The sequence below is a fragment of the Cupriavidus sp. 2TAF22 genome (genome assembly GCF_052115045.1).
Classification (GTDB): Bacteria; Pseudomonadota; Gammaproteobacteria; order Burkholderiales; family Burkholderiaceae; genus Cupriavidus.
In genome coordinates this window covers 61,726-86,791 of record NZ_JBFRFX010000003.1, presented here as the reverse complement: position 1 = coordinate 86,791, position 25,066 = coordinate 61,726, and the positions used below count along the sequence as shown (strand labels likewise).

Annotated in this window: 24 protein-coding genes; 10 read left to right on the top strand and 14 right to left on the bottom strand. The window is 68.2% G+C overall.

Annotated elements, in window-relative coordinates; all coding sequences use genetic code 11:
- Positions 1-19 precede the first annotated feature (19 nt).
- From AB4Z48_RS05125 to AB4Z48_RS05115, 3 genes are all read left to right on the top strand, one after another.
- Positions 20-3,184: an efflux RND transporter permease subunit gene (locus AB4Z48_RS05125; protein ID WP_441612802.1), complete on the top strand. Its 3,165-nt coding sequence runs from the start codon at positions 20-22 to the stop codon at positions 3,182-3,184.
- 1 nt (position 3,185) lies between these two features.
- Positions 3,186-4,667 (top strand): efflux transporter outer membrane subunit, encoded by a 1,482-nt coding sequence (locus AB4Z48_RS05120; protein WP_441612801.1) that lies wholly within the window; start codon positions 3,186-3,188, stop codon positions 4,665-4,667.
- A 184-nt stretch (positions 4,668-4,851) separates the two neighbouring features.
- Positions 4,852-5,316 (top strand): GNAT family N-acetyltransferase, encoded by a 465-nt coding sequence (locus AB4Z48_RS05115; protein WP_441612800.1) that lies wholly within the window; start codon positions 4,852-4,854, stop codon positions 5,314-5,316.
- 50 nt (positions 5,317-5,366) lie between these two features.
- Here the strand turns inward: AB4Z48_RS05115 and AB4Z48_RS05110 are convergent, their stop codons facing one another.
- Positions 5,367-6,305 carry a TetR/AcrR family transcriptional regulator gene (locus tag AB4Z48_RS05110; RefSeq protein WP_441612799.1) on the bottom strand — a complete coding sequence of 313 codons (939 nt, stop codon included), beginning with the start codon at positions 6,303-6,305 and terminating at the stop codon, positions 5,367-5,369.
- Between the two features lie 336 nt (positions 6,306-6,641).
- Here AB4Z48_RS05110 and AB4Z48_RS05105 point away from each other — a divergent pair, with 336 nt between their 5' ends.
- The 3 genes from AB4Z48_RS05105 to AB4Z48_RS05095 all read left to right on the top strand — a co-directional run bounded on the left by AB4Z48_RS05105 (position 6,642) and on the right by AB4Z48_RS05095 (position 9,787).
- Positions 6,642-7,574, top strand: a complete 933-nt coding sequence (locus AB4Z48_RS05105) for a LysR family transcriptional regulator (RefSeq protein ID WP_441612798.1) — start codon at positions 6,642-6,644, stop codon at positions 7,572-7,574.
- Positions 7,575-7,710: 136 nt separating this feature from the next.
- Positions 7,711-8,688, top strand: coding sequence for a Bug family tripartite tricarboxylate transporter substrate binding protein (locus AB4Z48_RS05100; protein WP_441612797.1), 978 nt, complete (start codon positions 7,711-7,713; stop codon positions 8,686-8,688).
- A gap of 127 nt (positions 8,689-8,815) precedes the next feature.
- Complete coding sequence (locus tag AB4Z48_RS05095) at positions 8,816-9,787, top strand: M14 family metallopeptidase (RefSeq protein ID WP_441612796.1); 972 nt, start codon at positions 8,816-8,818, stop codon at positions 9,785-9,787.
- 99 nt (positions 9,788-9,886) lie between these two features.
- Here AB4Z48_RS05095 and AB4Z48_RS05090 read toward each other — a convergent pair whose 3' ends face one another.
- From AB4Z48_RS05090 to AB4Z48_RS05065, 6 genes are all read right to left on the bottom strand, one after another.
- The gene (locus AB4Z48_RS05090) at positions 9,887-10,393 is read right to left on the bottom strand and encodes an Sbal_3080 family lipoprotein (RefSeq protein ID WP_441612795.1); all 507 of its coding nucleotides are present in this window, start codon (positions 10,391-10,393) and stop codon (positions 9,887-9,889) included.
- Positions 10,394-10,580: 187 nt separating this feature from the next.
- Positions 10,581-10,901, bottom strand: coding sequence for a hypothetical protein (locus tag AB4Z48_RS05085; protein ID WP_441612794.1), 321 nt, complete (start codon positions 10,899-10,901; stop codon positions 10,581-10,583).
- A 296-nt stretch (positions 10,902-11,197) separates the two neighbouring features.
- Complete coding sequence (locus tag AB4Z48_RS05080; protein WP_441612793.1) at positions 11,198-11,398, bottom strand: hypothetical protein; 201 nt, start codon at positions 11,396-11,398, stop codon at positions 11,198-11,200.
- Between the two features lie 63 nt (positions 11,399-11,461).
- Positions 11,462-12,058 (bottom strand): OB-fold protein, encoded by a 597-nt coding sequence (locus AB4Z48_RS05075; RefSeq protein ID WP_441612792.1) that lies wholly within the window; start codon positions 12,056-12,058, stop codon positions 11,462-11,464.
- A gap of 239 nt (positions 12,059-12,297) precedes the next feature.
- Positions 12,298-12,723, bottom strand: a complete 426-nt coding sequence (locus AB4Z48_RS05070; protein ID WP_441612791.1) for a hypothetical protein — start codon at positions 12,721-12,723, stop codon at positions 12,298-12,300.
- 115 nt (positions 12,724-12,838) lie between these two features.
- On the bottom strand, positions 12,839-14,053 hold the full coding sequence (locus tag AB4Z48_RS05065; protein ID WP_441612790.1) for an acyltransferase family protein: 1,215 nt from the start codon (positions 14,051-14,053) through the stop codon (positions 12,839-12,841).
- 294 nt (positions 14,054-14,347) lie between these two features.
- On the opposite strand from AB4Z48_RS05065, the gene AB4Z48_RS05060 reads away from it, so the two are divergent.
- The gene (locus AB4Z48_RS05060; RefSeq protein ID WP_441612789.1) at positions 14,348-15,025 is read left to right on the top strand and encodes a methyltransferase family protein; all 678 of its coding nucleotides are present in this window, start codon (positions 14,348-14,350) and stop codon (positions 15,023-15,025) included.
- 54 nt (positions 15,026-15,079) lie between these two features.
- Here AB4Z48_RS05060 and AB4Z48_RS05055 read toward each other — a convergent pair whose 3' ends face one another.
- The 3 genes from AB4Z48_RS05055 to AB4Z48_RS05045 form a co-directional block, all read right to left on the bottom strand.
- Entirely contained in the window at positions 15,080-15,532 is a 453-nt protein-coding gene (locus AB4Z48_RS05055; protein ID WP_441612787.1) for a PA2169 family four-helix-bundle protein, read from the bottom strand.
- Positions 15,533-15,658: 126 nt separating this feature from the next.
- The gene (mnmE, locus tag AB4Z48_RS05050) at positions 15,659-17,110 is read right to left on the bottom strand and encodes a tRNA uridine-5-carboxymethylaminomethyl(34) synthesis GTPase MnmE (RefSeq protein WP_441612786.1); all 1,452 of its coding nucleotides are present in this window, start codon (positions 17,108-17,110) and stop codon (positions 15,659-15,661) included.
- Entirely contained in the window at positions 17,107-17,955 is an 849-nt protein-coding gene (locus AB4Z48_RS05045; protein WP_441612785.1) for a CHAD domain-containing protein, read from the bottom strand. Before AB4Z48_RS05045 ends, mnmE begins: the two co-directional genes overlap by 4 nt.
- Before the next feature lie 241 nt (positions 17,956-18,196).
- On the opposite strand from AB4Z48_RS05045, the gene AB4Z48_RS05040 reads away from it, so the two are divergent.
- Entirely contained in the window at positions 18,197-18,634 is a 438-nt protein-coding gene (locus AB4Z48_RS05040; protein WP_441612784.1) for a PaaI family thioesterase, read from the top strand.
- Between the two features lie 29 nt (positions 18,635-18,663).
- Positions 18,664-19,050 carry a VOC family protein gene (locus AB4Z48_RS05035; RefSeq protein ID WP_441612783.1) on the top strand — a complete coding sequence of 129 codons (387 nt, stop codon included), beginning with the start codon at positions 18,664-18,666 and terminating at the stop codon, positions 19,048-19,050.
- 201 nt (positions 19,051-19,251) lie between these two features.
- Here AB4Z48_RS05035 and yidC read toward each other — a convergent pair whose 3' ends face one another.
- The 4 genes from yidC to rpmH all read right to left on the bottom strand — a co-directional run bounded on the left by yidC (position 19,252) and on the right by rpmH (position 21,936).
- Complete coding sequence (gene yidC / locus AB4Z48_RS05030) at positions 19,252-20,919, bottom strand: membrane protein insertase YidC (RefSeq protein ID WP_441612782.1); 1,668 nt, start codon at positions 20,917-20,919, stop codon at positions 19,252-19,254.
- Positions 20,920-20,941: 22 nt separating this feature from the next.
- Positions 20,942-21,235: a membrane protein insertion efficiency factor YidD gene (gene yidD, locus AB4Z48_RS05025; RefSeq protein ID WP_441612781.1), complete on the bottom strand. Its 294-nt coding sequence runs from the start codon at positions 21,233-21,235 to the stop codon at positions 20,942-20,944.
- Positions 21,236-21,248: 13 nt separating this feature from the next.
- Positions 21,249-21,686, bottom strand: a complete 438-nt coding sequence (rnpA, locus tag AB4Z48_RS05020; protein WP_441613044.1) for a ribonuclease P protein component — start codon at positions 21,684-21,686, stop codon at positions 21,249-21,251.
- A gap of 115 nt (positions 21,687-21,801) precedes the next feature.
- A complete protein-coding gene (gene rpmH, locus AB4Z48_RS05015; protein WP_017229861.1) occupies positions 21,802-21,936 on the bottom strand; it encodes a 50S ribosomal protein L34 in 135 nt (44 codons plus the stop codon).
- A 1,029-nt stretch (positions 21,937-22,965) separates the two neighbouring features.
- Here rpmH and dnaA point away from each other — a divergent pair.
- A complete protein-coding gene (gene dnaA, locus AB4Z48_RS05010) occupies positions 22,966-24,741 on the top strand; it encodes a chromosomal replication initiator protein DnaA (RefSeq protein WP_441612779.1) in 1,776 nt (591 codons plus the stop codon).
- Positions 24,742-25,066: the final 325 nt, after the last annotated feature.

Sequence of the window (25,066 nt, the reverse complement as noted above, 5' to 3'; positions counted from 1 at the left end):
TACCAAGGGAGCCAGTTTTATGGCCAAGTTTTTCATTGACCGGCCGGTCTTCGCGTGGGTTCTCGCGCTGATCATCGTGCTGGCCGGGGTGTTGTCGATCCAGCAGTTGCCGATCGCCCAGTACCCCAACATCGCACCGCCGACGATCTCGGTCACGGCGACGTACCCGGGCGCCTCGGCCAAGACGCTGGAGGATTCGGTCACCTCGGTGATCGAGCAGGAACTCAACGGCGCGCCTGGCCTGCTGTACTACCAGTCCACCAGCGAAGCCACCGGCCTGGCGTCGATCACCATCGCCTTCGAGCCGGGCTCCAACATCGACCTGAACTCGGTCGAGGTGCAGAACCGCCTCAAGCGCGTGGAAGCGCGCCTGCCGGCGGAAGTGCGCCAGCAGGGCGTGCGCGTGGACAAGGCCGGGAACAACTACATGATGTTCCTGACGGTCTCGTCCAAGTCTGGACAGGCTGACGCCATCCAGCTCGGCAACTATGTCTCGGCCAGCGTGATCGACTCGATCCGCCGCGTGCCGGGCGTGGGCCAGGCCGACCTGTTCGGCACCGAGTACGCCATGCGCATCTGGGTGGACCCGTCCAAGCTGACGGGTTTCAACCTGACGCCGCAGGATGTCACCGCCGCCATCGCCGAGCAGAACGTGCAGGTCGCCGTGGGCGAACTGGGCGGCACGCCGTCGCCCAAGGGCACCGAGCTCAACGCCACCGTCACCACCGAAAGCCGCCTCACCACGCCGGAGCAGTTCGCCAACATCCTGCTGCGCGTGAACCCGGACGGCTCCTCGGTGCGCATCAAGGACGTCGGCCGCGTCGAGCTCGGCGGCGCCGACTACTCCACGCTGGCACGCACCAACGGCAAGCCGTCGGCGGCCATCGCCATCAAGCTCGCGCCGACCGGCAACGCGCTGGCCACGGCCACCGCCGTGCGCGCGAAGATGGAAGAGCTCTCGAAGTTCTTCCCGGGCGACTACGAGTACAGCGTGCCCTACGACACGTCGGCCTTCGTGAAGATCTCGATCGAGGAAGTGATCAAGACCCTGCTCGAAGCCGTGGTGCTCGTGTTCCTGGTGATGTACCTGTTCCTGCAGAACTTCCGCGCCACGCTGATCCCCACGCTGGTGGTGCCGGTGGCCCTGATGGGTACCTTCGGCATGCTGCTGGCGTTCGGCTTCTCCATCAACGTGCTGACGATGTTCGGCATGGTGCTGGCGATCGGTATCCTGGTGGACGATGCGATCGTGGTGGTGGAAAACGTCGAGCGGATCATGAGCGAGGAAGGTCTCTCGCCCCGCCAGGCCACGCGCAAGGCGATGGGCCAGATCACCGGCGCCATCGTCGGCATCACGCTGGTGCTGACCGCGGTGTTCATCCCGATGGCGTTCTTCGCCGGCTCGGTGGGTAACATCTACCGCCAGTTCTCGCTCTCGCTGATCTCGTCGATGGCGTTCTCGGCGCTGCTCGCGCTGACGCTGACGCCGGCACTGTGCGCCACATTGCTCAAGCCGGTCGAGGCCGGGCACCACCACGAGAAGCGCGGCTTCTTCGGCTGGTTCAACCGCACGTTCGCGCGCGCGGCCACCGGCTACCAGAGCATGGTGGGCCGCATCCTGGGCCGCGCCGGCCGCTACCTGATCATCTACGCCGTCATCCTGGTCGGCGTGGTGGTGCTGTACAAGCGCCTGCCCTCCTCCTTCCTCCCCGAGGAAGACCAGGGCTACATGATCACCGTGGTGCAGCTGCCCAACGGCGCCACCCAGGAGCGTACCCTGGGCGTGCTCAAGCAGATCGAGGACTACTACCTGGAGAAGGAAAAGAAGGTGGTGGACCAGATGATCACGGTGGCCGGCTTCTCGTTCTTCGGTCGTGGCCAGAACGGCGGCATCGCGTTCGTGAAGCTCAAGGACTGGAAGGAGCGCACCGGCGCCAACGAGACCGCGCAGGCACTGGTGGGCCGCGCGTTCGGCGCGCTGTCCTTCATCAAGGACGCCATCATCTTCCCGCTCAACCCGCCGGCGATTTCCGAGCTGGGCAACTCCTCGGGCTTCGACTTCCGCCTGCAGGACCGCTCCGGCCAGGGCCACGCCAAGCTGATGGAAGCGCGCAACATGATGCTGGGCATGGCGGCCAAGAGCCCCGAGCTGGCCGGCGTGCGTCCTGAAGGCCAGGAAGACGCGGCGCAGTTGCAGATCGACATCGACCGCGAGAAGGCACGCGCGCTCGGCGTCTCGGTGGCCAGCATCAACCAGACCCTGGGCATCGCGTTCGGCTCGTCCTACGTGAACGACTTCATCTACGAAGGCCGCGTGCGCAAGGTGATCGCGCAGGCCGAAGGCGGCGACCGCAAGCTGCCCGACGACCTGACCAAGCTGCGCGTGAAGAACGCCAGCGGCGAGATGGTCGCGTTCGCCGCGTTCGCCACGTCGAAGTGGATCATGGGCTCGCCGCGCCTGGAGCGCTACAACGGGCTGCCGGCGGTGAAGATCGCCGGCCAGGCCGCGCCCGGCCGCAGTACCGGCGAGGCCATGAAGATCATGGAAGCGAACTTCGCCAAGCTGCCGCCGGGCTTCGGCTTCGAGTGGTCTGGCCAGTCCTATGAAGAACGCCTGGCCGGCTCGCAGGAGCCGATGCTGTACACGCTGTCGCTGATCATCGTGTTCCTGTGCCTGGCCGCGCTCTACGAGAGCTGGTCGATCCCGGTGTCGGTGCTGCTGGTGGTGCCGCTGGGCGTGCTCGGCGCGCTGCTCGGCGTGACGCTGCGCGGCATGCCCAACGACGTGTACTTCAAGGTCGGCCTGATCGCCACGATCGGCTTGTCCGCGAAGAACGCCATCCTGATCGTGGAATTCGCCAAGGACCTGCAGGCGCAGGGCCGCAGCGTGATCGACGCCACGCTCGAGGCGGTGCACCTGCGCTTCCGCCCGATCCTGATGACCTCGATGGCCTTTATCCTGGGCGTGCTGCCGCTGGCGATCGCCAGTGGCGCGGGGTCCGGTGGCCAGCGCGCCATCGGCACCGGCGTGATCGGCGGCATGGTCACCGCCACGGTGCTGGCGATCTTCCTGGTCCCGGTGTTCTTCGTGGTGATCCGCAGCCGCTTCAAGGGCCGCAAGCCCGAGGCCGACCACGAGCAAGAGCAAGAGCAGAAGTGGCTCGAACCCAAACAGGAACTTTGACATGACAAAGACACTGACCACGCTGTTGCTGGTGGCGGGCGTCCTCTCGGGCTGCACGCTGGCGCCGACCTATGAGCGTCCCGCCCCGCCGGTGGCCACGCAGTATCCGGGCGCGCCGGAAGGCTACGCCGCGGCCGAGGTGAAGAGCGGCGAGACCCGCCCGGCCAGCGCGATCGGCTGGCGCGAGTTCTTCCACGACCCGCGCCTGCAGGTGCTGATCGCCACCTCGCTCGAGAACAACCGCGACCTGCGCACCGCCGCGCTGCGCATCGAGGAAGCGCGTGCGCAGTACCAGGTGCAGCGCGCGGACCTGCTGCCCACGGTCAACGCCACCGGCGGCTACACGCGCCAGCGCCTCTCGGGCGCGCAGTTCGGCGGCCAGGCCGCCACCGCGGTCTCGGAGTTCTACCAGGTTGGCGCCGGCATCACGTCGTACGAGCTGGATTTCTTCGGCCGCGTGCGCAGCCTGTCGAACGCCGCGCTGTCGCAGTACTTCTCCACCGAGGAAGCGCGCCGCTCGGCGCAGATCTCGCTGGTCTCGGAAGTGGCCAAGGCCTACCTGTCCGAGCGCTCCTTCGCCGAGCAGTACGAGCTGGCGCAGAACACGCTGAAGACGCGCGAGTACACGCTGAGCCTGTCGCGCCAGCGCTTCAACGCCGGCGCCACGTCGGCGCTGGACCTGCGCGACAACGAGTCGCTGGTGGCGCAGGCGCGCGTCTCCGCCGCGCAGCTCGCGCGCCAGCGCGCGCAGGCCCAGAACGCGCTCGAAGTGCTGGTGGGCAAGCCGCTGGGCAGCATCGGGAACCTGCCGCAGGCCATGCACCTGTCGGATGAGCGCATCATCAGCGACATCCCGGCCGGGCTGCCGTCGGACCTGCTCGAGCAGCGCCCCGACATCCGCCAGGCCGAGCAGCAGTTGCTGTCGGCCAATGCCAATATCGGCGCGGCGCGCGCGGCCTTCTTCCCGCGCATCACGCTCACCGCCAACGCCGGCTCGATCAGCCCGTCGTTCTCGGGCCTGTTCGATGCCGGCACCGGCGTGTGGTCGTTCGCGCCGCAGCTGGTGCTGCCGATCTTCGACTACGGCCGCAACCTGTCCAACCTGGATCTGGCCAACGTGCGCAAGAACATCCAGATCGCCAACTACGAGAAGACCATCCAGACGGCCTTCGCGGAAGTGGCGGACGCGCTGGTGGCGCGCGGCACGCTGGAAGATCAGGTGCAGAGCCAGGAGCAGGTGCGCAATGCCGAACTGGCGCGCTTCGAGCTGTCCACCGTGCGTTTTCGCAGCGGCATATCGAGCCAGCTCGACCAGCTCGACGCGCAGCGCGAGCTGTTCAACGCCGACCAGGCGCTGATCCAGGCGCGGCAGCTGCGCCTGAACAACGCCATCGACCTGTACCGCGCGCTCGGCGGCGGCCTGATCGAGACCGGTGCGGTGGCCTCGGCCGACAGCGTCAAGCCGGTGGTGAACACGCAGTAAGACAGCCGTCTTTTGTCCTGCCTTGCCGGCATGCCGGGGAAGGCCTGAAGCGAAGCGCTCCGGCGCTTCGCTTTTTTTGTGCCTGCGCGCACCGGCCCGGCGTGCGGAACGACGTTTGCGAATCGTCCTGCCTGCGTTAGGATGGCGATTCACAGATCTCCAGCCAGCCGCAAGGAAGCCAGCCATGGAAGTGCGCGAACTTGGTCCCGACGATATCGATCTCGTTTGCAGGCACCGGGAGGAGATGTTCCGCGAGGCCGGCCGCAGCGACGACGTGCTGCGCACCATGACCGGGCGCTTTCGCCCGTGGCTGGCGCCGCGCCTGGGCGACGGCAGCTACTTCGGCTTCGTGCTGATGGATCACGGGCAGGCGGTGGCGGGCATCGGCCTGATGGCCATCGACTGGCCGCCCCACCCTGCCCACCCCACCCAGGACAAGCGCGGCTACGTGCTCAATGTGTACGTGGAGAAGTCACACCGCAAGCAGGGCCTGGGACGCAGGTTGATGCAGCTGGCGGAGGACGAATTCGCGCGGCGCGATGTCCAGTACGCCATCCTGCACGCCACCGAGATGGGCCGCTCGCTCTACGTTGCGCTGGGCTGGCATGCCACCACCGAGATGGCGAAAGGCGTCAGGCAGGCCGCGTAGTCCAGGCGCACGCCGGCGGTTGGCTGGCACGCGCCTGTGCGGGAGCCGCGCTAGGTCCTGGAGCGGGTACGCATCCAGTCGTCGAGCGGATTGCTCGGGAAGACGATGGGGGGATGCTCGCGCGCCTCGCGCACCGCCATGCTGGCGACGGCGGCGCGCGTGGCGCCCTCGTTGCGTGCCGCGCGGCGCGTCTTGCGCGCGGCCGCCGCTTGCGTCTCGGCGCGTTGCGCCTGTTCGGCCATCAGTGCATTCAGCGTGTCCTGCTCGGCGCGCGCTTCGGCATGCTGGGTCTCGCCGATCAGGAACACGTCCTGCAGTGCGCACAGTTGCTGGCTGGCGGGCACCGGCGTCTTGAGCGCGGCGATCACCATCGCGCTCAGCTGGGCCAGCACGTGCGCGTCGCTCATGTCCCTGCCCTGCGTGAAGGCCGGCAGCAGCTTGCCCAGCTCGTCGCCGGCCAGCACGCCGGCCAGCGCCTTGAGCGCGAAGTTCAGGCGCCAGCCCAGTTCCTGCGGCGGAATTTCCGGCAGCGCGCGGGCGAACGCGTCGGAGAAGCGGCCGAACACCGGCGCGTAGTGGCCGAGCAGGTAGGACTGGATGAACGGCGAGGTGTCGGAATACACGCGCCCCAGCAGCCGCATGAAGGATGGCCCGCCGGTCTCGGGCTCGCGCGCCATCTGCAGCGCGGGCACGAACAGCGCGCCCATGACGTGCTCGCAGCGGATCTGCTTGCCCGGCCAGCGCGCCTCGCAGGCATCCAGCACGGCAAGGCGCCGTGCGTTGAGCGGATCCAGCCGGCGCCCCAGCACCGCCTGCATCATGATTTCCTTGCTGCGGAAGTGGTAGTTGACGGCAGCCAGGTTGACGATCGCGCGCGATGTCACTTGCCGCAGCGACGTGGCTTCATAGCCGACCTCGATGAACAGGCGCTCGGTGGCATCGAGAATGCGGGCCTTGGTGTCTCCTGCGGTCCTTTTTCCTGTCTCCATGGGGGGCGTCTCTCTTATCGTCATGCGTATGACCCCTGCGAAATTCAAGGCTGTGCCCGCCCGGCGCCCTGCCGGCAAACGGATGCTTGAAACGGTTGTACGGAGCCTATCGAGTGCCGCGCGCGTTTCACAAGCGCGAAATTGGAGCGTTGGTTCTAATTCCGCGCCGCGCCGCGCCGCGCCGCGCTGAGGCTGGTCGCGCATGCCGCGGCCGCGCACCGCGCCCATGCCGCTACAATGTCCGCGGCGCCGCTGCCCCGCATGGCCCGCGCGGCGCCGCCCCCTGCAACTCTGCCGCGGTTCGCCGCGCCCCACCGCGCCTCGCGCGCAACGCCCATGCATATCCGCTGGCTCGAGGATTTCGTGTGCCTGGCCCAGGCCGGCAGCCTCGCGCGCGCGGCCGAGCTGCGCAATGTCACGCCGCCCGCGTTCGGGCGCCGCATGCAGGCGCTCGAGGTATGGGCCGGCGCGCCGCTGATCGACCGCAGCGTCTTCCCGGTGCGGCTGACCGACGAAGGACGGCAGTTCCTCGAAGCTGCGCAGAGCGCGCTGCGCACGCTGGACGAGGCGCGCCTGTCGCTGCGGGCGGCGCATCGCGCCGATGCCAGCACGGTGGTGATCGCCACCGGCAAGACGCTGGCGCGTTCGATGGTGCCGGCCTGGCTCGCCGGCCTGCGCCAGGCGCTGCGCAACGATCCGGTGGCGGCGGGTTTCCGCACGCGCCTGTCCACCTTCTCCACGCATGACGCGCTGGCCATGTTCACCGAAGGCGACGCCGATTTCCTGCTCTGCTACAACTCGCCCGCGCAACCCGTGACGCTGGACGACACACGCTACCTGTGCCACCTGGCGGGTGAGGAGCGGCTGGTCTGCGTGAGCGCCGCGGCGGACGGCGGCGGGCCGCAATTCAGGCTGCTCGCGCGCGGCCAGCGCGCGCCGGTGCCGATGATCGCGTACGCCGAGACGCTCACGCTGGGGCGCATGGTCAACGGCGAGATCGCGCGGCGCCGGCTGGCCGGGCGGCTCGAGGTGATCGCCGTGAGCGACTTCGCCGAATCGGTGCACGAGATGGTGCGCCAGCGCATGGGGCTGGCCTGGCTGCCGGCGCGGCTGATCGCCGACGATCTCCACGCCGGGCGCCTGGTGCGTGTCGGGCTCGAGCCCGGCGGCGAGGCCGACCTGGCGATGCAGATCCTGCTCTACCGCACGCGCGCCGCCATGCGGCCGCTGGCGGAGTCGTTCTGGCGCGCTGCCGTGGCTGCCGCCTAGCGCTTGCCCGCGCCTTGCCGAAACGGCAAGCCGCGTTGCCAAAGCCGCACGTTGCTGCGCCCGCACGCTCTCTAAGATCGCCGCATATCCACAGATGTCCGCGATTGCGCGAATCCACAAAAGGGAAGAGAGAGCCATGAACAAACTGCTGCGTGCGGCCGCCACCGCATCCTTCTGCCTGCTCGCCGGGGCTGCCGGCGCCACCGGCACCGCAAGCTGGCCCGCCAAGCCGATTTCGCTGGTGGTGGGCTACACCGCCGGCGGCAGCGTCGACCTGGTGGCGCGCACCATCGCGCCGGAACTGGGCAAGCGCCTGGGCCAGAGCGTGGTGATCGAAAACCTGGGCGGCGCCGGCGGCACCATCGGCGCGTCCAAGGTGGTCAAGGCCGACGCCGACGGCTACACGCTGCTGCTGGGCTCGGGCAGCGAGGTCTCGATCGCGCGCCTGACCAACCCCGCCGTGCGCTACGACGGCGAGCGCGACCTGGCGCCCATCACCTTCGTCGGCACGCAGCCGATGGTGCTGGTGGGCAAGTCCGCGCTGCCGGCGAAGAACGCCGACGAACTGATGGCGCTGGCCCGCGCGCAGCCGGGCAAGCTGGCCTACGCCTCGTCCGGCGTGGGCACGCCGCTGAACCTGGCGGGCGAGCTGATCAAGCAGCAAGGCAAGGTCAACATCACGCACGTGCCCTACAAGGGCGCATCGGCCATGTCCACCGACCTGCTCGGCGGGCAGATCGATCTCGCCGTGATGGTGCTGTCGTCCGCCCTGCCGCATATCCAGGCCGGGCGCGTCAAGGCGTACGGCGTGACCGAGTCGCGCCGCGCCCAGGTGGCGCCCAATGTGCCCGCGCTGGCCGAAAGCAGCGCGCTCAAGGGCGTGGACATGGGCGTGTGGTTCGGCCTGATGGCGCCGGCGGGCACGCCGCGCGCGGTGAGCGAGCGCCTGAACACCGAGATGCAGGCCGTGCTGGCCATGCCCGACGTGAAGAAGAAGCTGGCCGAGGCCGGCGTGGAAGTGGCGCCCCGCGGCCCGGCGCAGTTCGGCGCCTTCATCAAGCGCGAGACCGTGAAGTACAAGACCATCGTGCAGACCGCGGGAATTCACGAATAACGCCACCACCAACGGCGCACGCAGGAAGCGCAGCAGGCGTACCATTTGCCTGCTGCCGGCGGTGGCCGCACGGGCCGCCGCGCTTCCCGATCCCCCCGCTATCACAGGCAAGCTGCCAACCACACACATGACCACCCCAGCCCCCACCTTCGACGCCTATCCGGTCGAAGTCGAGTTCCCCGATATCCGCCCCTACGCCGCCGGCAACGCGGGCGTGCCCTATGTGCACACCTTCGACAGCGGCGTGCCCGGCCCGCACGTGATGGTCAACGCGCTCACGCACGGCAACGAGGTGTGCGGCGCCATCACCGTCAAGGCGCTGCTGGATGCGGGCCTGCGCCCGCGCCGCGGCCGCCTGACGCTGGCCTTCGCCAATGTCGACGCGTACCACACCTTCGATGCGGCCAGGCCCGATGCCTCGCGCTACGTGGACCAGGACTTCAACCGCGTGTGGACCGCCGCCGTGCTCGACGACACCGGCCGCGACTCGTCCGAGCTGCGCCGCGCGCGCGCCATGCGCCCGGTGATCGACACCGTGGACCTGCTGCTGGACCTGCACTCGATGCACGAGAAGAGCCTGCCGCTGATCGTCTCCGGCCCGCTCGACAAGGGCGTCGGACTGTCGCGCGCGGTCGGCGCGCCGGCCAATGTGATTGTCGACGAAGGCCACCCCGAAGGCCGCCGCATGCGCGACTACGAAGGCTTCGGCGACGCCGCCAGCGCGAAGAACGCCCTGCTGGTCGAATGCGGCCAGCACTGGGAAGCCGCCGCCGTGGGCGTGGCGAAGGACAGCACCGCCCGCTTCCTGCTCGACGCCGGCATCATCGACGCCGCCGATGTGCCCGCCGGCTGGCTGCAGCCGCTGCAGCCGCAGCGGGTGGTACGCGTGACCGAGCCGGTGGTGGCCTCCAGCATGGACTTCCGGTTCGCCGGCCCTTATACCGGGCTGGAAACCTTCCCCGACGCCGGCACCGTGATCGGCTGGCGCGACGGCGAACCGGTGGTGACGCCGTACGCCGACTGCGTGCTGGTGATGCCCTCGCTGCGCCAGCTTCGCCCCGGCGTGACCGTGGTGCGGCTGGGCCAGCTGGTCGGCTGAGCATGGCCGGGCAGGCAGCGCCCGCCGCGCACAGCCTGCGCCAGCAGGCGCGGGAGCTGCCGCGGGAGTTGCACGAGCCGCGTCAGGCGGTGGAGGTGTTCAGGCTGGCTTGGCGGGGGATGCCGGCGTGCCGGCGGTGGCCGGCTTCGGCCGCATGCCCGGCAGCAACTGGTCGACCAGTTCCTCGATCTTCATCTCGGGTGGCACGAAGTTGCTCAGGTTGATGCCGCCGGCGCTGCGCAAGGCATCGTATTTCGCCTGGCCGGCGCGCTCGCCGTTGATATAGACGACGATATCCACCGTACTGATGAAATCGCGCCAGTAAGACTGCCGCTGCGCGTTGTAGGTGGCGGTATAGGGACACGCTGCCACCGACGAGCCGGGCCCGAGCACCTTGAACTCGAAGCCGCGCGCCTGCACCGAATCGCGCATGGCGTCCAGGTAGGCGTTGCCGCTGGCCTGGTTGCTGATCACGCAGAACAGCGTGCCGTCGGCGGGCTGCACGGAGGCGATACGGTCGCCGCGGTCGACCGGCACGACCGCCTGGTAGGTGGCGCAGCCGGTGGCCAGCAGGCCTAGGCTGGCGGCTAGCAATGCTTTTTTCATGATGTTCCTGGGCGCATGGCGTGGGCACGCGTGCAGTCGGTGCGCGCGCCCGCCAACTTTAGGCGATCGGTGCGCGGGCAATCGAAGGAACAGAGCAGGAAAACGGGTCCGCCGGCGCGCGGCGAAAGAAAGCGCCAGCCGGGACCGGCGCCGTCGCGCGGCGCCCGGACCGGCTCAGCGCACCGGCTCAGAGCACGAAGGCCTGGCGGCAGCGCAGCGCCATCACCTGCGCTTCGAAGGCGCGCGCGGCACGCCGGGCAAACTGCTCGCGGCGGTGCTGTCGGGAGCCGGGATCGGCGCTGGCGGCAGCGGAGCAACCGGCGGCACGGCCGGCGCGGCCCTCGCGAGGCTGTCCGGCCGGGCCGCTGTGTGCATCGTTGTGCCGCTCGGCCGGTCCCGGCGAACCACCTTCTGCAACCTGCCATTCGCGGCGCGTGATGGCCAGGATGCTGGCGAGTGCCTGGGCTTGCGGCGTGGTGATACTGCCCGGGAGAAGGTATTCCATCATGATGTTCGGCCCGGCCTGCGTTACTGCCGGACTTCGGCGGAGCGCGGTGGCGGTTGTCGCCTCGTTGTCATTTGTTCGTATCGTGATGGAAAGATAGACGGCGCCGCCGCTGTCCATCATCGACGCCGCGCCGATCCTCCTGTGGGATGTGTCCTACAAGTATTGAGGGCGGCGCTTTCGGCCGGGCGCGGACGGAAAAAGTACCGCATGCGCCGCGCTGGCGCGCCGTAAAGTGCGTCGGATGCCGCCTGCCCGGGCGCCGAGCCGGGCGCCTGGCTGGTCACTTGGCTGGCCGCTTAGCTGGCCGCCAGCGGGGTCGACAGGCTGCCGACCGCCACCAGGCAGATCGCGGCGAGGAAGACCCCCACCAGCAGGATCTGCAGGCGCCCCACCGGGCGCCCCTTGAGGAAGGCATTGCTGATGAACGGCGGCGAGACCACGCCGACCGCGGTCACGATCAGGATGGTCAGGGCGAGGACGGAAAGCAGGGTTTGCATGCTGGGAGACGAGAATTGGCGCCGGAACCGGGCGGCGCGATCGGGGACAAACGCGGTGGGCGACTAGTTCGCGCCGCCGCGCACCAGGCAGTCATCCAGAACCGGCGAGCCTTCCACCTGGCCCGCGCCGGTGCATTCCACCGCCACCTTCTGGCCGCGCCGGACCATGGTGGCGCGCGCTTCCACTCCGCACACGCGCCCGGCCGGCCCGCAGATCTGCTGCGGCAGCAGCTTGGCGCGCACCACCAGGGTCGGGCTGTTGGAGCGGATATCGAGGAATACGGTATCGCCGCTCTCGCGCCGCACGCCGCTGGCCACGCCTTCCACGATGAAATACTGGCCGCGGTAGCGGCCGTCCGCCGCGCCGGCGTTCTCCTGGTAGTCATCCACCATCTTGTCGGCCTGGTACTGCGGCAGGATATCGGTGGAGCGTTGCGGGTCGATGCTGATCGGGTCCAGCGTGCCGTTGCGCGGCACGCCGCGCGCGATGCTGGCCGCCTCGGCGGCGGCGGCCGAGGCATCGGCTGCCGCCACTGCCGGCGCGGCTTGCTCCGCGGCGGGCTCCAGCATCTGCTGCTCGTGGTTGCCGGTCAGCCAGAGCATGCCGAGCACGGCCAAGGCGACGACGGCGATAAGGATCTTCTGGGTACGGTTCAACATCCGGGGGTTCCTGCGATAAAGGTGGGGGTGGCGCGAAGTCGTGCGGTGGGCGGGGAGGCGTCGGCGGCACTGCAAGGCGGGTTTCCCACAGCCTTGCCCACAACCTTACCCACAGCTTTGCCCACAGAGTTGTTCAATCTTCTCCACAGACTTGTCCACAGGCGCGGCGCTTGCCGGGACGGGGCCGGCGGTGCGCCACCGCGCGCGTCCGGGGTGACGGGGGCCATGCCGCGCCGGGCTCAGTGCAGCCGCCGCAGCCCGGATTCGCCGTCGCCTTCGTCCTCGTCTTCCTCTTCGGCTTCCCAGTCCTCGTGCTCGATGCCGAAGTCGGTCGCCATGTCGAACACGGTGGAGTGGTGCTGCACCGTGAACCACTCGCGGAACTGCTCGAGCGTCAGGTTCTGGGGCCAGACGGATTCCTCGAACCACTCCCCCAGCATGAACTCGAAGAAGGCGCGCCAGCGCTCCTCCACCCACTGCACGGCTTGCGGGGCGTTGGAGATTTCGTCCGGCGCCAGGAAGGCGCTCTGGTCCTCGCGCACATTCTCGAGCGTGAGGGAGGGTACGGGGTCGGTGTCCACGGCCATGATCCAGTCGAAGAACGGCTGCTGGGGCACCAGGATGACGAGCGAGCGATTGAGGGTGTAACGCGGATGATCGGACATGGCAGTGGCTCGTTCGCTAAAACGGCCCATTGTAGCCCTTGCCGCGCTTCGCAATCGGCTTCATCTCGGCTTCATCTCGGCGCCGGGGCCGATATGGCGGGGGCGCCCGAGTGGCCTAGAGCGTGGGACGGCCCGCGGCAGGCTCGGCGCCGCCGTATGCATCGCGCGCCGCTGCCGGCGCCGGCGGGGGCGGCGCGGGCGCGGGCATGCGCACCGGGAACAGCACGTCCTTGCGCCTGAGGAAGTGCTTTTCGAGCAGGTGCCAGCTCAGCAGCGCCGCCGCGACCGAGGCGCCCACGCACACCGCGGAGAACGCCAGCTGCCACGGGATCTGGCTGCCGAACAGCAGGCGCGGCTCGCCGAAGGCTTTGGCCGCCACCACGCGCACGATGGGGTGGAACACATAGAGCGCGTAGCTGTACTTGCCCAGGAACACCAGCCAGCGCTGGCTGAACACCGGATGTGCGCGCGCGCCGCAGGCCGTGTAGACCAGGCCCGCCGCCACCAGCGCCACCACGGAAAGGCCCACGGTGTAGATCCACGGGCTTGACTCCACGCGCGCACCCATTGCCGCCAGCGCGCATACCAGCGCCACCAGCGCGAGCGGCGCCGCCTTCACCAGCCAGGGCTTGAACACCAGCCCGCGCTGCACCGCCATGGCCAGCAAGGCGCCGGCCACCAGGCCATCGAGCCGGGCCGGCGTGAACACCCAGATGGTGTCCGCGCTGACGCCCTGCGCCGCCATGCCGATGCGCAACGCGAGCGCGACCGCCAGCAGCACGAGGCACAGCCGGCGCATGGCGGCCAGTGGCAGCAACAGCACCACCAGCGGCCACGCCGCGTAGAACTGCTCCTCGATGGCAAGCGACCACAGATGCCCCGCCCCCGCGCCGAAGAAGGTGCCCGCCAGCGCCTGCTTGAGATTGGACAGGTACAGCACGAACCACGGCCAGCTCGCCCGCACCGCTTCGAGCTTGGCCTGCTCGGCGTCGCCCACGCGGTGCGAGATCAGCGGGAACAGCACCAGGAACAGCAGTGCCAGGTAGGCGTAGTACAGCGGAAAGATGCGCAGTACCCGGCGCCCGTAGAAAGAGCGCAGATAGCCGGGCGAGCCCTTGCTGCGCAGCAGGATGCCGGTGATCAGGAAACCCGACAGCGCGAAGAAGATGTCGACGCCGATCCAGCCCGTCATCGACAAGCGGTAGAAGAGCCGGTCCACCGCGAGGTCGGACACCACACCGACATGCGCGAAGTGATACAGCATGACAAGCAGCACCGCCAGGCCGCGCACGCCGTCGAGGGTGCAAACGTGGTTACCGTCTTTGTTCATCGCCGCTCCGTGCCCGCCTGCGTCCTGAATCTAGCGCGCCGCTCCGATGCGCTTCTGTGCGCCGGCATACCAAGGGTGCCGGCCGCGTCCATGTGACTGCGCGGATATGTGCGACGAAGTGCGACGATGTGCGAGGACTTACGGCCAGGCGTGCCGCAATGGTGTTCGCGTGTTCCTCCAGCCCGCCTGAACGACGGCGATTGCCCGCGGCGGCCGGCAACATCACCGCGCGTTCGGTGCTAACGTGGCGCATACGGGCGGCGCGATCTGCCGCGCGGCCCGGGAGCATCCACCATGGGATTCAAGGTCGGATTTGCATTCGTGGCCGAGGCGCTGGTGTTCGCCGCGCTGCTGTTCGGCGCGGCGGGCACGCTGGCGTGGCCTGCCGCGTGGGCGTACCTGGCGCTGTTCTTCGGCGGAGGCATCTGGGTGACATGGCGGCTGGCCCGCCATGACCCGGCGCTGCTGGCCGAGCGCATGAAGCCGCCGCTGCAGCGCGGGCAGCCGCTGTGGGACCGCATCTTCATGCTGGTGCTGATCGTGGCGTGGTGCGGCTGGCTGGTGCTGATGGGGCTGGACGCGGCGCGCTTTCGCTGGTCGGCCATGCCGTTGTGGCTGCATGGCCTGGGCGCCGTGCTGCTGGCGCTCTCGCTGGCCGCCATCGACCGCGTGTTCCGCGAGAACACCTTCCTCGCGCCGGTGGTGCGGATCCAGCACGAGCGCGGGCATCGCGTGGTCTCGAGCGGTCCCTATGCCGTGGTGCGCCATCCGCTCTACGCGGCCGTGCTGGTTTTCCTGCCGGCCAATGCCCTGCTGCTGGGTTCGTGGTGGGGCGTGGCGGGCGCGCTGCTGCTCGCCGGCGGCATCGTGTTTCGCACGGCAATGGAAGACCGCGAGCTGCTGCGCGGCCTGGACGGCTACGCGGCTTACGCGGCCCGGGTCCGGTACCGGCTGGTGCCGTTCGTGTGGTGAACCATGGCGGCCATCGTCACCGATGCCCGCCATGCAATCGTGTCCAGCCGTCCGTCAGTGCACCTGCATGCCGCGCATCGCGTGGATGCGGTCGTGGTGCCACTGCATGCCTTCGTACTGGCGCTGTACCACCGCGCGCACGTCGGCCGGCATGTCCTGGGTCAGGGCCGACTGATATTCACGCCTGGCGGCTTCCTCGTCGCGTTCGCACAGTTGCAGCACGGCATCGTCGTTGTGCGGCGCGATCACGTGCATCACTTCCATCCAGCCGCGGTGCAGCGTGCCGCCCATGCTGCCGCGGTCGCGCGGCTCTGCACCCATCGAAGTCACCAGCGCCTGCAGTTCCATCACCGAGGCGCGGCAGGTTTCCGCGGTGCCGGTCAGGATGGCGCGTATCTCGGGGTTATGCACTTCGCGGGCGCCGGTCATGCAGCTCATTTCGCCGTCCTTGCCGACCTCGATCAGGTGGTTCAGCGTGCCGACGAGTTGTCCTTGCGCATTCATCATGACGTTCTCCTTGCCTGGGTCCGGGCCGATGTGAATCCGCGCGTACACCAGCACCGGCGCGTAACGCTGCGCGCGGAGGCTGTTCCAGTATAGGAGGATGCGGGGGCCGCGCCGCCCGCGCGCGGGCTACTTGCCGATGCAGAAGCGCGTGAAGATCGTGCCCAGCAGATCGTCGCTGGTGAACTCGCCGGTGATGCTGTTGAGGTGGTCCTGCGCCAGGCGCAGTTCCTCGGCGAACAGGTCGAGCGCCTGCGCCTGCTGGTCGGCGCGTTCGGCGGCCAGGTCGAGGTGGGACTGCGCGTTGCGCAGCGCGGTGAGATGCCGTTCGCGCGCAAGGAAGGTGCCTTCGTTGCCGGACTGCCAGCCCACCAGGCGCAACAGCTGGCGGCGCAGCAGCTCGATGCCGGCGCCGGTGCGCGCGGAGATCCACACTTCGGCCGGGTTGGGGCCGTTGGCGGCCACCACGTGCGGGCGGTTGGCGCCGAAATGCTGCTCGCCCACCGCGGGGGCGAGGTCGATCTTGTTGACCACGCGCAGGATCGGCGAGCCGGGCGGCAGGTGGCCGGAGAGGCGGTCGTCGATGGCGTCGTCGATCTCGGACAGGCCGTGCTCGACATAGTCGGCGGCATCCACCAGGTGCAGCACGAGGTCGGCGCGGCGCACGGCTTCCCAGGTGCGCTCGATGCCGATGCGCTCGACTTCGTCGCTGGCGTCTTCGCGCAGCCCGGCGGTGTCGACGATATGCAGCGGAATGCCCTCGATCTGGATGGTCTCGCGCACGCGGTCGCGCGTGGTGCCGGGGATCGGCGTGACGATGGCCAGCTCCGCGCCGGCCAGCGCGTTGAGCAGCGACGACTTGCCCACATTGGGCTGCCCCGCCAGCACCACCGACAGGCCCTCGCGCAGCAGCGAGCCTTGCCGGGCCTGCGCCAGCACGCCGCACAGCGCATCGCGGATGGCGGCGAGCTGGCCGCGCGCGTTGGAGGCTTCGAGGAAATCGATCTCTTCCTCGGGGAAGTCGAGCGTGGCTTCGACCAGCATGCGCAGGTGGATCACCTGCTCCACCAGCGCATGGATGGCCTGCGAGAACACGCCTTCCATGGAGCGCGCCGCCGAGCGCGCGGCCGCTTCGGTGCTGGCTTCGATCAGGTCGGCCACGGCTTCGGCCTGGGCCAGGTCGAGCTTGTCGTTGAGAAATGCGCGGCGCGTGAACTCGCCGGGCTCGGCCAGGCGCAGGCCGATCTCGCGACCCGCGTGCAGGCAGCGCGCCAGCAGCATGTGCATCACCACCGGGCCGCCGTGGCCCTGCAGTTCCAGCACTTCCTCGCCGGTGTACGAATGCGGCGCGGGGAAGTACAGCGCGAGGCCGTGGTCGATGGCCTTGCCGTGCGCATCGAGGAACGGCAGGTAGGTGGCGTGGCGGGGCTTGAGCGCCTGGCCGCACACGGCATGCGCGATGGCGCTGACATCGGGGCCGGACACGCGCACCACGCCGATGCCGCCGCGCCCGGGCGCGGTAGCGATGGCGGCGATGGGGGTGGCGCCGGCGGCGCTGGAGCGAGGCTGGGAGGCAGTCATGGCGATATTGTCGCAGATCGGTCCGGCGCGGGTGGCGGCGGGGGCGCATCCGGCGCGCCCGGTCCCGGCATGTTCAGGCACTCGGTCATCAGGCGGCGCGCCACGGCGCCGTCGAGCAGCTTGCCGAGCCGGCTCTGCCGCTTGACCAGCTTGTGGCGCAGTCGCGTGGCATAGCGCCCGGACAGCACCGGCGCCAGCGCCTCGATGGCATAGCGCAGCCGCTTGCTGCCGATGCGATAGCGGTGCACGCGCTCGAGATCCTCGCTCCGCGCGGCGCGCGCCAGCACCTTCACCCGCATGCGCGCGCGGCGTACGCGGCGGCGCGCGAACGCGTCCAGGCGCGCCCCCGCCCTGGCGCCCCCGCCGCGCGTGCCGCCACGCGTCAGGTGGGTGAGATCGCGATGCAGCACGGGCAGCGGCCAGTGCTGGTATTCGGCCAGCTGCGCCACCATGGTCGCGCGCGCATAGTGCCGGCGCATCGAGGCGGTGTCGCACAGCGCGGCCAGCACCGGATCGTCCGGTTGCGCTTGTAGCGCCGGTTGCAGGGTCTCGCTGATAAACACGTCCCAGTCGCGCACATCGGTGGCGGCCCGTGCCAGCTGGCGCAGGCCCGCCTGCCAGCGGGCGCGGATGGCCTTGGGCAAGGCCGGCCCGAACACCCAGCAGACCGCGCGCAGGTGCCGCGTCGCCACGCGCAGCGCATGCACGTCGTCGGGATGGTCGCGCCGGGTCAACGCGGCGAGCTGGTCGGCAATGGCCACCAGCCCTGCATCGGCCAGCGAGACAAAGGCATCCACGGCGCGCATGCCGGGATGGATGGAGCCGGGAGCGTTGGCGGCGCGCATGATGTGTCCGCTTTGCATCTCTGTGGGTGAGATCCCGCGAGCGGGGACGGTATGACCCAGTGTAGGCGATTGTGYCGGTTGCGCCGCACAAACTGCGCCTGGTGACCGCCGGCGCACTCCATTGACAGGGCGGCCGCTTCGCGCTGCAATGAGCACGCATGGCGACGAGCGCCGCCAACTTCGGCTCGTCGCCACCTCTTCCACAAGCCGTACCCGAGCGCTCCCGCGCGAGGAGACAAGCATGTCCACCGAACAAGAACGGCGTTTGCTGCGGGACACCATCGAGGCCGGCTTCCGTGACGCGGCCTTTGTCACGGACGTGGGCATCCGCCTGGTCGATTGCGGGCCCGGCTGGTGCGAGAGCGAGCTGCTGGTCACGCCGCGCCACCTGCAGCACGGCGGCATCGTGCATGCCGGCGTGCAGGCCACCATTGCCGACCATACCGCCGGCGCCGCCGCCACCACCATGCTCGATACCGGGCGCCACGTGGTCACCGCCGAGTTCAAGATCAACCTGCTCAGGGCCGCTCGCAGCGAGCGCCTCACCTGCCGCGCCGACGTGCTCAAGTCGGGCCGCACCATCATCGTGGTGGAAGCCGATGTGTTCGCCAGCGTGCACGGCGAGGCAGTGCTGGTGAGCCGCTTCAACGCGACGATGAGCGTGCTCGACCTGGCCTGAGCGATGTTTTCCCAAGGAGAAGCCAGAAGATGATCGATCACACCGGAGTCGGGGTCAGCGATTTCGCCAGGAGCCGCGCTTACTACACCGCCGCGCTCGCACCCATCGGCATGGTCAAGGTGATGGAGCTGCCGGCCAGCGTGACCGGCCATTCGGACGTTGCGGGTTTCGGGCCGCCGGAGAAGCCGGAGTTCTGGATCCACGGCGGCACGCCCAACCAGCCGCCGCTGCACCTGGCCTTCCGCGTGCAGACGCGCGCGCAGGTGGACGCCTACTACCAGGCCGCGCTGGCCGCGGGCGGGCGCGACAACGGCGCACCGGGCCTGCGGCCGCACTACCACCCGAACTATTACGGCGCCTTCGTGCTCGATCCGGACGGGCACAACATCGAGGCCGTATGCCATGAGGCGGAGTAGGCGGGGTAGGCTGAATAGTCGCCGGGTGTAGATAGCCTGACGGATTTCTCCCCGACTCTCCCGCTCGTGGGGAGAGGGGGAATGCCGGCAAGCTCTAAACGCTAAACGCCGAAGCAAGCCAAACAAAAAGCCCGGCGCATGCGCCGGGCTTTTTTTGCCGCCGGCGGGTTTGCACCCGCCAGCCGGAGTCACATCTCAGGTTCAGGCCTTGGCTGCCGCCGTGGCCTTGCTCTTGCCGAGCATCCGGTTGATCTGCCATTGCTGGGCGATCGACAGGACGTTGTTGGTCACCCAGTACATCACCAGGCCAGCCGGGAAGAAGAAGAACATGAACGAGAACACCAGCGGCATGATCATCATGACCTTGGCCTGCACGGGGTCCGGCGGGGTCGGGTTCAGCTTGGTCTGCACGAACATCGACACGGCCATCAGCACCGGCAGGATGTAGAACGGATCCGGCACCGACAGGTCATGGATCCAGCCCGTCCACGGCGCGCCGCGCATTTCCACCGACGACAGCAGCACCCAGTACAGCGCGATGAACACCGGGATCTGGATCACGATGGGCAGGCAGCCGCCCAGCGGGTTGACCTTCTCGGTGCGGTACAGCGCCATCATCTCCTGGTTCATCTTCTGCGGATCGCCCTTGTGGCGCTCGCGCATCGCGGTCATGCGGGGCTGCAGGTCCTTCATCTTGCCCATGGACTTGTAGCTTGCCGCCGACAGCGGGAAGAACACCAGCTTGATCAGCACGGTCAGCGCAATGATCGACCAGCCCCAGTTGCCCAGGAAGCCGTGGATCTTCTCCAGCAGCCAGAAGATCGGCTTGGCCAGGATGGTCAGCCAGCCATAGTCCTTCACCAGCTCCAGCCCCGGGGTGATCTTCTCGAGCATGCGCTCTTCCTGCGGCCCGGCGAACAGGCGCGCATCGGTGGTCACGGTGGCACCCGGGGCGACCTGGCCCAGCGGCTGCTGCACGCCCACGCGGAACAGGTTGTTGTCGATCTTCTCGACGTAGAAGCTGTGCTCCTTGCCCGACTGCGGGATCCAGGCCGAGGCAAAGTAATGCTGCACCATCGCCACCCAGCCGCTGGTGGTGGCGGCCGGTACGCTGGCCTTGCCCTTGCCGATGTCGTCGAAGGTGATCTTGTGGTACTTGTCGGCGTCGGTGTAGATGGCCGGGCCGGTGAAGGTGCTGTAGAACTGCGACTGCTCGACCTTGCTGCCGTCACGCGTCAGTTCCAGGTACAGCGTCGGCGAGACCGGCTTGCCGCTGTCGTTGGTCACCGCGAAGCGCGTGTCCACCACATAGCTGCCCTTGTGGAAGATGTACGTCTTGGCCAGCTTGACGCCATCCTTCTCAGCCGTCAGGGTCACTTCCACCTTGTCCGTGCCAGCCAGGTCGCGCGGACCGGCCGAGGCGGCAAACACCGTGGTGTGGTTGGGCATGTCGCCGCCGATCAGGCCCGAGCGGGCCATGTAGGTGCGGGTCGCGTCGCGCTCGAACAGCACCACGGGCTTGCCGTCCTTCTCGTGCTGGTTCAGCAGCTCCAGCCGCGAGAGGATGCCGCCGGCGGTGTCGATCTCGGCACGCATCACGTCGGTGCTCACCACGATCTTCTCGCCAGCCGGCTGCACGGCGGCCGCGGGCGCGGCAGCCGGGGCGCCAGCGGTGGCGCCGGCGCCTGCATTGGCCTTGGGCACGTCGCCCTGCGCGGCCGAAGCGCCGCCGGCGCCTGCCGGCGCGGCCTGCTGGGTCGCGCTCGGGAAGAACATCGACTGATGACCGTTGGCGCGCTGCCAGTTGTCGTAGAGCAGCACGAGGGCCATCGAGAAGATGACCCAGAGTATGGTGCGTTTGATATCCATGTCTCGCTGTGGTCGGGGGAAATCAGGGGCGGGGTAGCCGGATCGTGACTGGCGGCTGGCCAGACGCGGCGGGTGCCCGGTCTTGCTGTGTTGATGTCGCCGATACCGGCGGCACCGGATCATACCCGCCATCCGTGAACGGATGGCAACGGCATAGCCGGCAGGCGGCCAGCCAGCTGCCGCGGCCTGCGCCGTGGCGCACGATCGCTTCGCGGGCGTAGTCGGAACAGGTAGGCAGGAAGCGGCACTGCGAGCCGAAAAACGGGCTCAGGGCGATCTTGTAGATGCGCAGCAGGGCTAGCAGGATTCGCTTCATGGCGGCGGGCGGGTCAGGCTGGCGTGCCGGAGGGCGCGGACTTCGGCGGCGATACGCCGGAAGGCGCGGCTGGACGCGGTGCAAGCGGACGCACCGCGACTTCGAACAGGCTGGTCAGCTCCGCCAGGCACACCCGGCGCACCGCGCTGCGGCTGGCAAATTCCGCACGCGGAAACTTGGCCTGCAGGCGCAGCAATACATCGCGGCCCGCGAGTTGGTCCTGCCGCTGGCGGAACAGTTCCCGCACCATGCGCTTCACCAGGTTGCGTTCGGCGGCGCGCGCCGCGAACTTCTTGCCCACGACCACGCCAAGGCGGGCCTGCGGCAGGTTGTTCTCGCCCACATACAGCACGAAGTGCTGGCTGCGGCGGCGCGGGCGCAAAGCAAAAACGGATGAAAACTCATCCGTCTTTGTGAGCCTCGCGGCTTTGGGGTAGGCATAGGTAGTCACGCTGGGCAAAGCTAGCGGTAAAGCTGCACCTGGCTGCGGGCTCCCGGCCATCCGAAAGGCGAGGCGTTTGGCCACGACAGCGCACGCGGCGCCATCATGGCCGGTCGCCAGGCCCTTAGACTGCCAGGCGCTTGCGGCCCTTGGCGCGACGAGCGTTGATGACGGAACGGCCGCCACGGGTCTTCATGCGCACGCGGAAACCATGGGTACGCTTGCGGCGGGTAACGGAAGGTTGGTATGTACGTTTCATGTTGCACTCTCTGGTTGATCTTGGCTCGCCCGGCCTCCGGCGTGAGCCGGGGCCCCGTGGCCGCCGCGTATGGTTCGCTTGGGCTGCCGCGGATGCGGTCTTGCCGACTGCGGTGATTGTCTTGCCGCCGGCCGTGTATCTCGCGTACCGACAATGTCGGCGTGCGCGACGCAGGTTCGGGAGGGAATCCAGCCGGACCGGATCATGATTCACCCATCCGTCCCGACCCCGTCGGCCTGCTTGGCCCGCTGCCTGTTCCGGCCAATCCAGCCATTTCCAGGACCGTTTCAGCCAGCCAAAGCCGCGTGAAACGAAACCGGTCTTGCACGGAACAGGTCAGACCCGGCGATGCGCATACGTGATCCCCTGCCGCATCGCAGAACCCGCCATTTAACTGATTTTCGCGCGATGTGTCAAGGCTGCAGATGGCCGAGAGACGTGCGCGGCACCCTTGCCTGAAAAATGCGCAACAGGCTGTTGTATTTCATTGTCCACAATCGCCGGTGGGTAAGTTTTTTTGTTCCGGGGGTGCCTCCGGGATGGTCAGAGGTAGAGCGAAGTCTCTGTTTGGATTGGCTTTTCGGGCGTTTTACCTACCCGGAAACCCGCGCCAAACAAGGGGTTGTGCACAACAATTCACTGCTTCTTCACAACTTATCCACAGACTTATCCTTTGTGGATAACTCGGGGCGGGGGGTACAATCCGGGTCCAAACACCACACGGGCTGCGTGGCGCAAGCGCAACCCGGGACTCACCCCTGGCATGCCGGATAACGGACGCGCAGCGGGCAGCGGCGGCTTCGTCTCATTTCGCCAACCTGTCCGTCAGCGGCTCCCGCTTATCGCGTCGATCACCATGGGGAGCCCGGGCGGCGGGGTCAATTGCGGACCGCGACTGATCTCGACTGCGGTCGCTTTACCTGGCTTGAGAATGACGGATTGCCGGCAGGGATGCACCACCGACCCCTGCCTGCAGTCCATTGGGCCGGACTGTCCGCGCACCCGTGGCGAAAACCGAACAACAAAACAATGCAAGATTTCTGGCAGGCGGCAGCAGCGCAACTCGAGCGCGAGCTGACGCCGCAACAGTTCAAGACCTGGATCAAGCCGCTGGCGCCAGTCGCCTTCGACGAGGAAGCGCACGCGCTGCGCATCGCCGCGCCCAACCGCTTCAAGCTCGACTGGGTAAAGAGCCAGTTCTCCGGCCGCATCACCGCGCTCGCCTGCGAGTACTGGGAAGCCAACGTCAGCGTTCACTTCGTCCTGGACCCCGCCGCCTCGGGCCGGGCCGCTGCCGGCTACCCGCAAGGCGGCCAGCCCGGCCAGCCCGGCATGCAGCCGCAGCAGCCTGGCCCCGGCTACCCGACCGGCCAGCCGCTGTCGCAGAATTTCGGCCAGCCCGGCATGCAGCCGGGCCAGGGCGCGCCCGGCTATGGCAACCAGGGCAACGCTGGCCAGGGTGGCCAGCGCGGCGCGCAGGCGCCCTACCCCGGCAACTACCCCGGCGGTCAGCAGGCCCATCCCGGCCAGGGCGCCAATATGGGTGGCATGGGCGGTATGGGCGGCATGGGCGGCATGGGCGGTGAACTGGTCGATATCGACGTGCCGCAGCTCGACCCGGCCGAAGCCAGCGCCCGCTCCTACCGCGTGCAGCAGCCCCAGCAGCCCATGCAGGGCGGCCAGGGTCACCAGGTCGGGCATCAGGGCGGGCATCCGGGCAACCATCAGGGCGGCCATCCCGCCAACGCGCAGGGCGGCCACCAGCAGAACGACACGGTGCACGAGCGCTCGCGCCTGAACCCCATCCTGACGTTCGACAACTTCGTCACCGGCAAGGCCAACCAGCTCGCGCGCGCCGCCGCCATCCAGGTGGCCAACAATCCGGGCAAGTCCTACAACCCGCTCTACCTGTACGGCGGCGTGGGCCTGGGCAAGACCCACTTGATCCACGCCATCGGCAACTTCATGTTGCTGGAGAACCCGCGCGCGCGTATCCGCTACATCCACGCCGAGCAGTACGTCTCCGACGTGGTCAAGGCGTACCAGCGCAAGGCCTTCGACGAGTTCAAGCGCTACTACCACTCGCTGGACCTGCTGCTGATCGACGATATTCAATTCTTCTCGGGCAAGAACCGCACGCAGGAAGAGTTCTTCTACGCCTTCGAAGCACTGATCGCCAACCGGGCGCAGGTGATCATCACCAGCGATACCTACCCGAAGGAAATCAGCGGCATCGACGATCGCCTGATCTCGCGCTTCGACTCCGGCCTCACGGTTGCCATCGAGCCGCCCGAGCTGGAAATGCGCGTGGCGATCCTGATGAAGAAAGCCGCGGCGGAAAACGTGAGCGTGCCCGAGGAAGTGGCCTTCTTCGTCGCCAAGCACCTGCGCTCCAACGTGCGCGAGCTCGAAGGCGCGCTGCGCAAGATCCTGGCCTTCTCGAACTTCCACGGCAAGGACATCACCATCGATGTCACCCGTGAAGCGCTGAAGGACCTGCTGACCGTGCAGAACCGCCAGATCTCCGTGGAGAACATCCAGAAGACCTGTGCCGACTTCTACAACATCAAGGTCGCGGACATGTACAGCAAGAAGCGGCCCGCCAATATTGCGCGGCCCCGCCAGATTGCCATGTACCTGGCCAAGGAACTCACGCAGAAGAGCCTGCCGGAAATTGGTGAGCTGTTCGGCGGGCGCGATCACACCACCGTGCTGCACGCGGTGCGCAAGATCGCCGACGAGCGCAGCAAGGACGCGCAGCTCAACCACGAGCTGCACGTGCTGGAACAAACGCTCAAGGGGTGACCCGCGGCACGCTGTGATGCGCGCCGAAGGGCAGATGGCTTGCTCGCTTTCCCGCAAGCGAAAGAGGGAGCAAGCCAGGCGTTCTTTGTAGAATTTTCTCCACGCTTACGACACTTTGTGCCGCAAACGTGGATTTGCAGGCCCCGTCACGCGGGGCTGGCATACTGTAGGGTACGCGCCGGGCTGGGTCCGGCGCATGAATCAATCGGCAAGCATCGCCGGGAACATTGCCTGTCATTGACGCGAAAGCGGCCTGGGCTAAGGCTTTGCGGTGAGTCGGGACGAGCGGGCGGAGGGCGCGGCCGGAACAAGGTCGTGGAAGCCT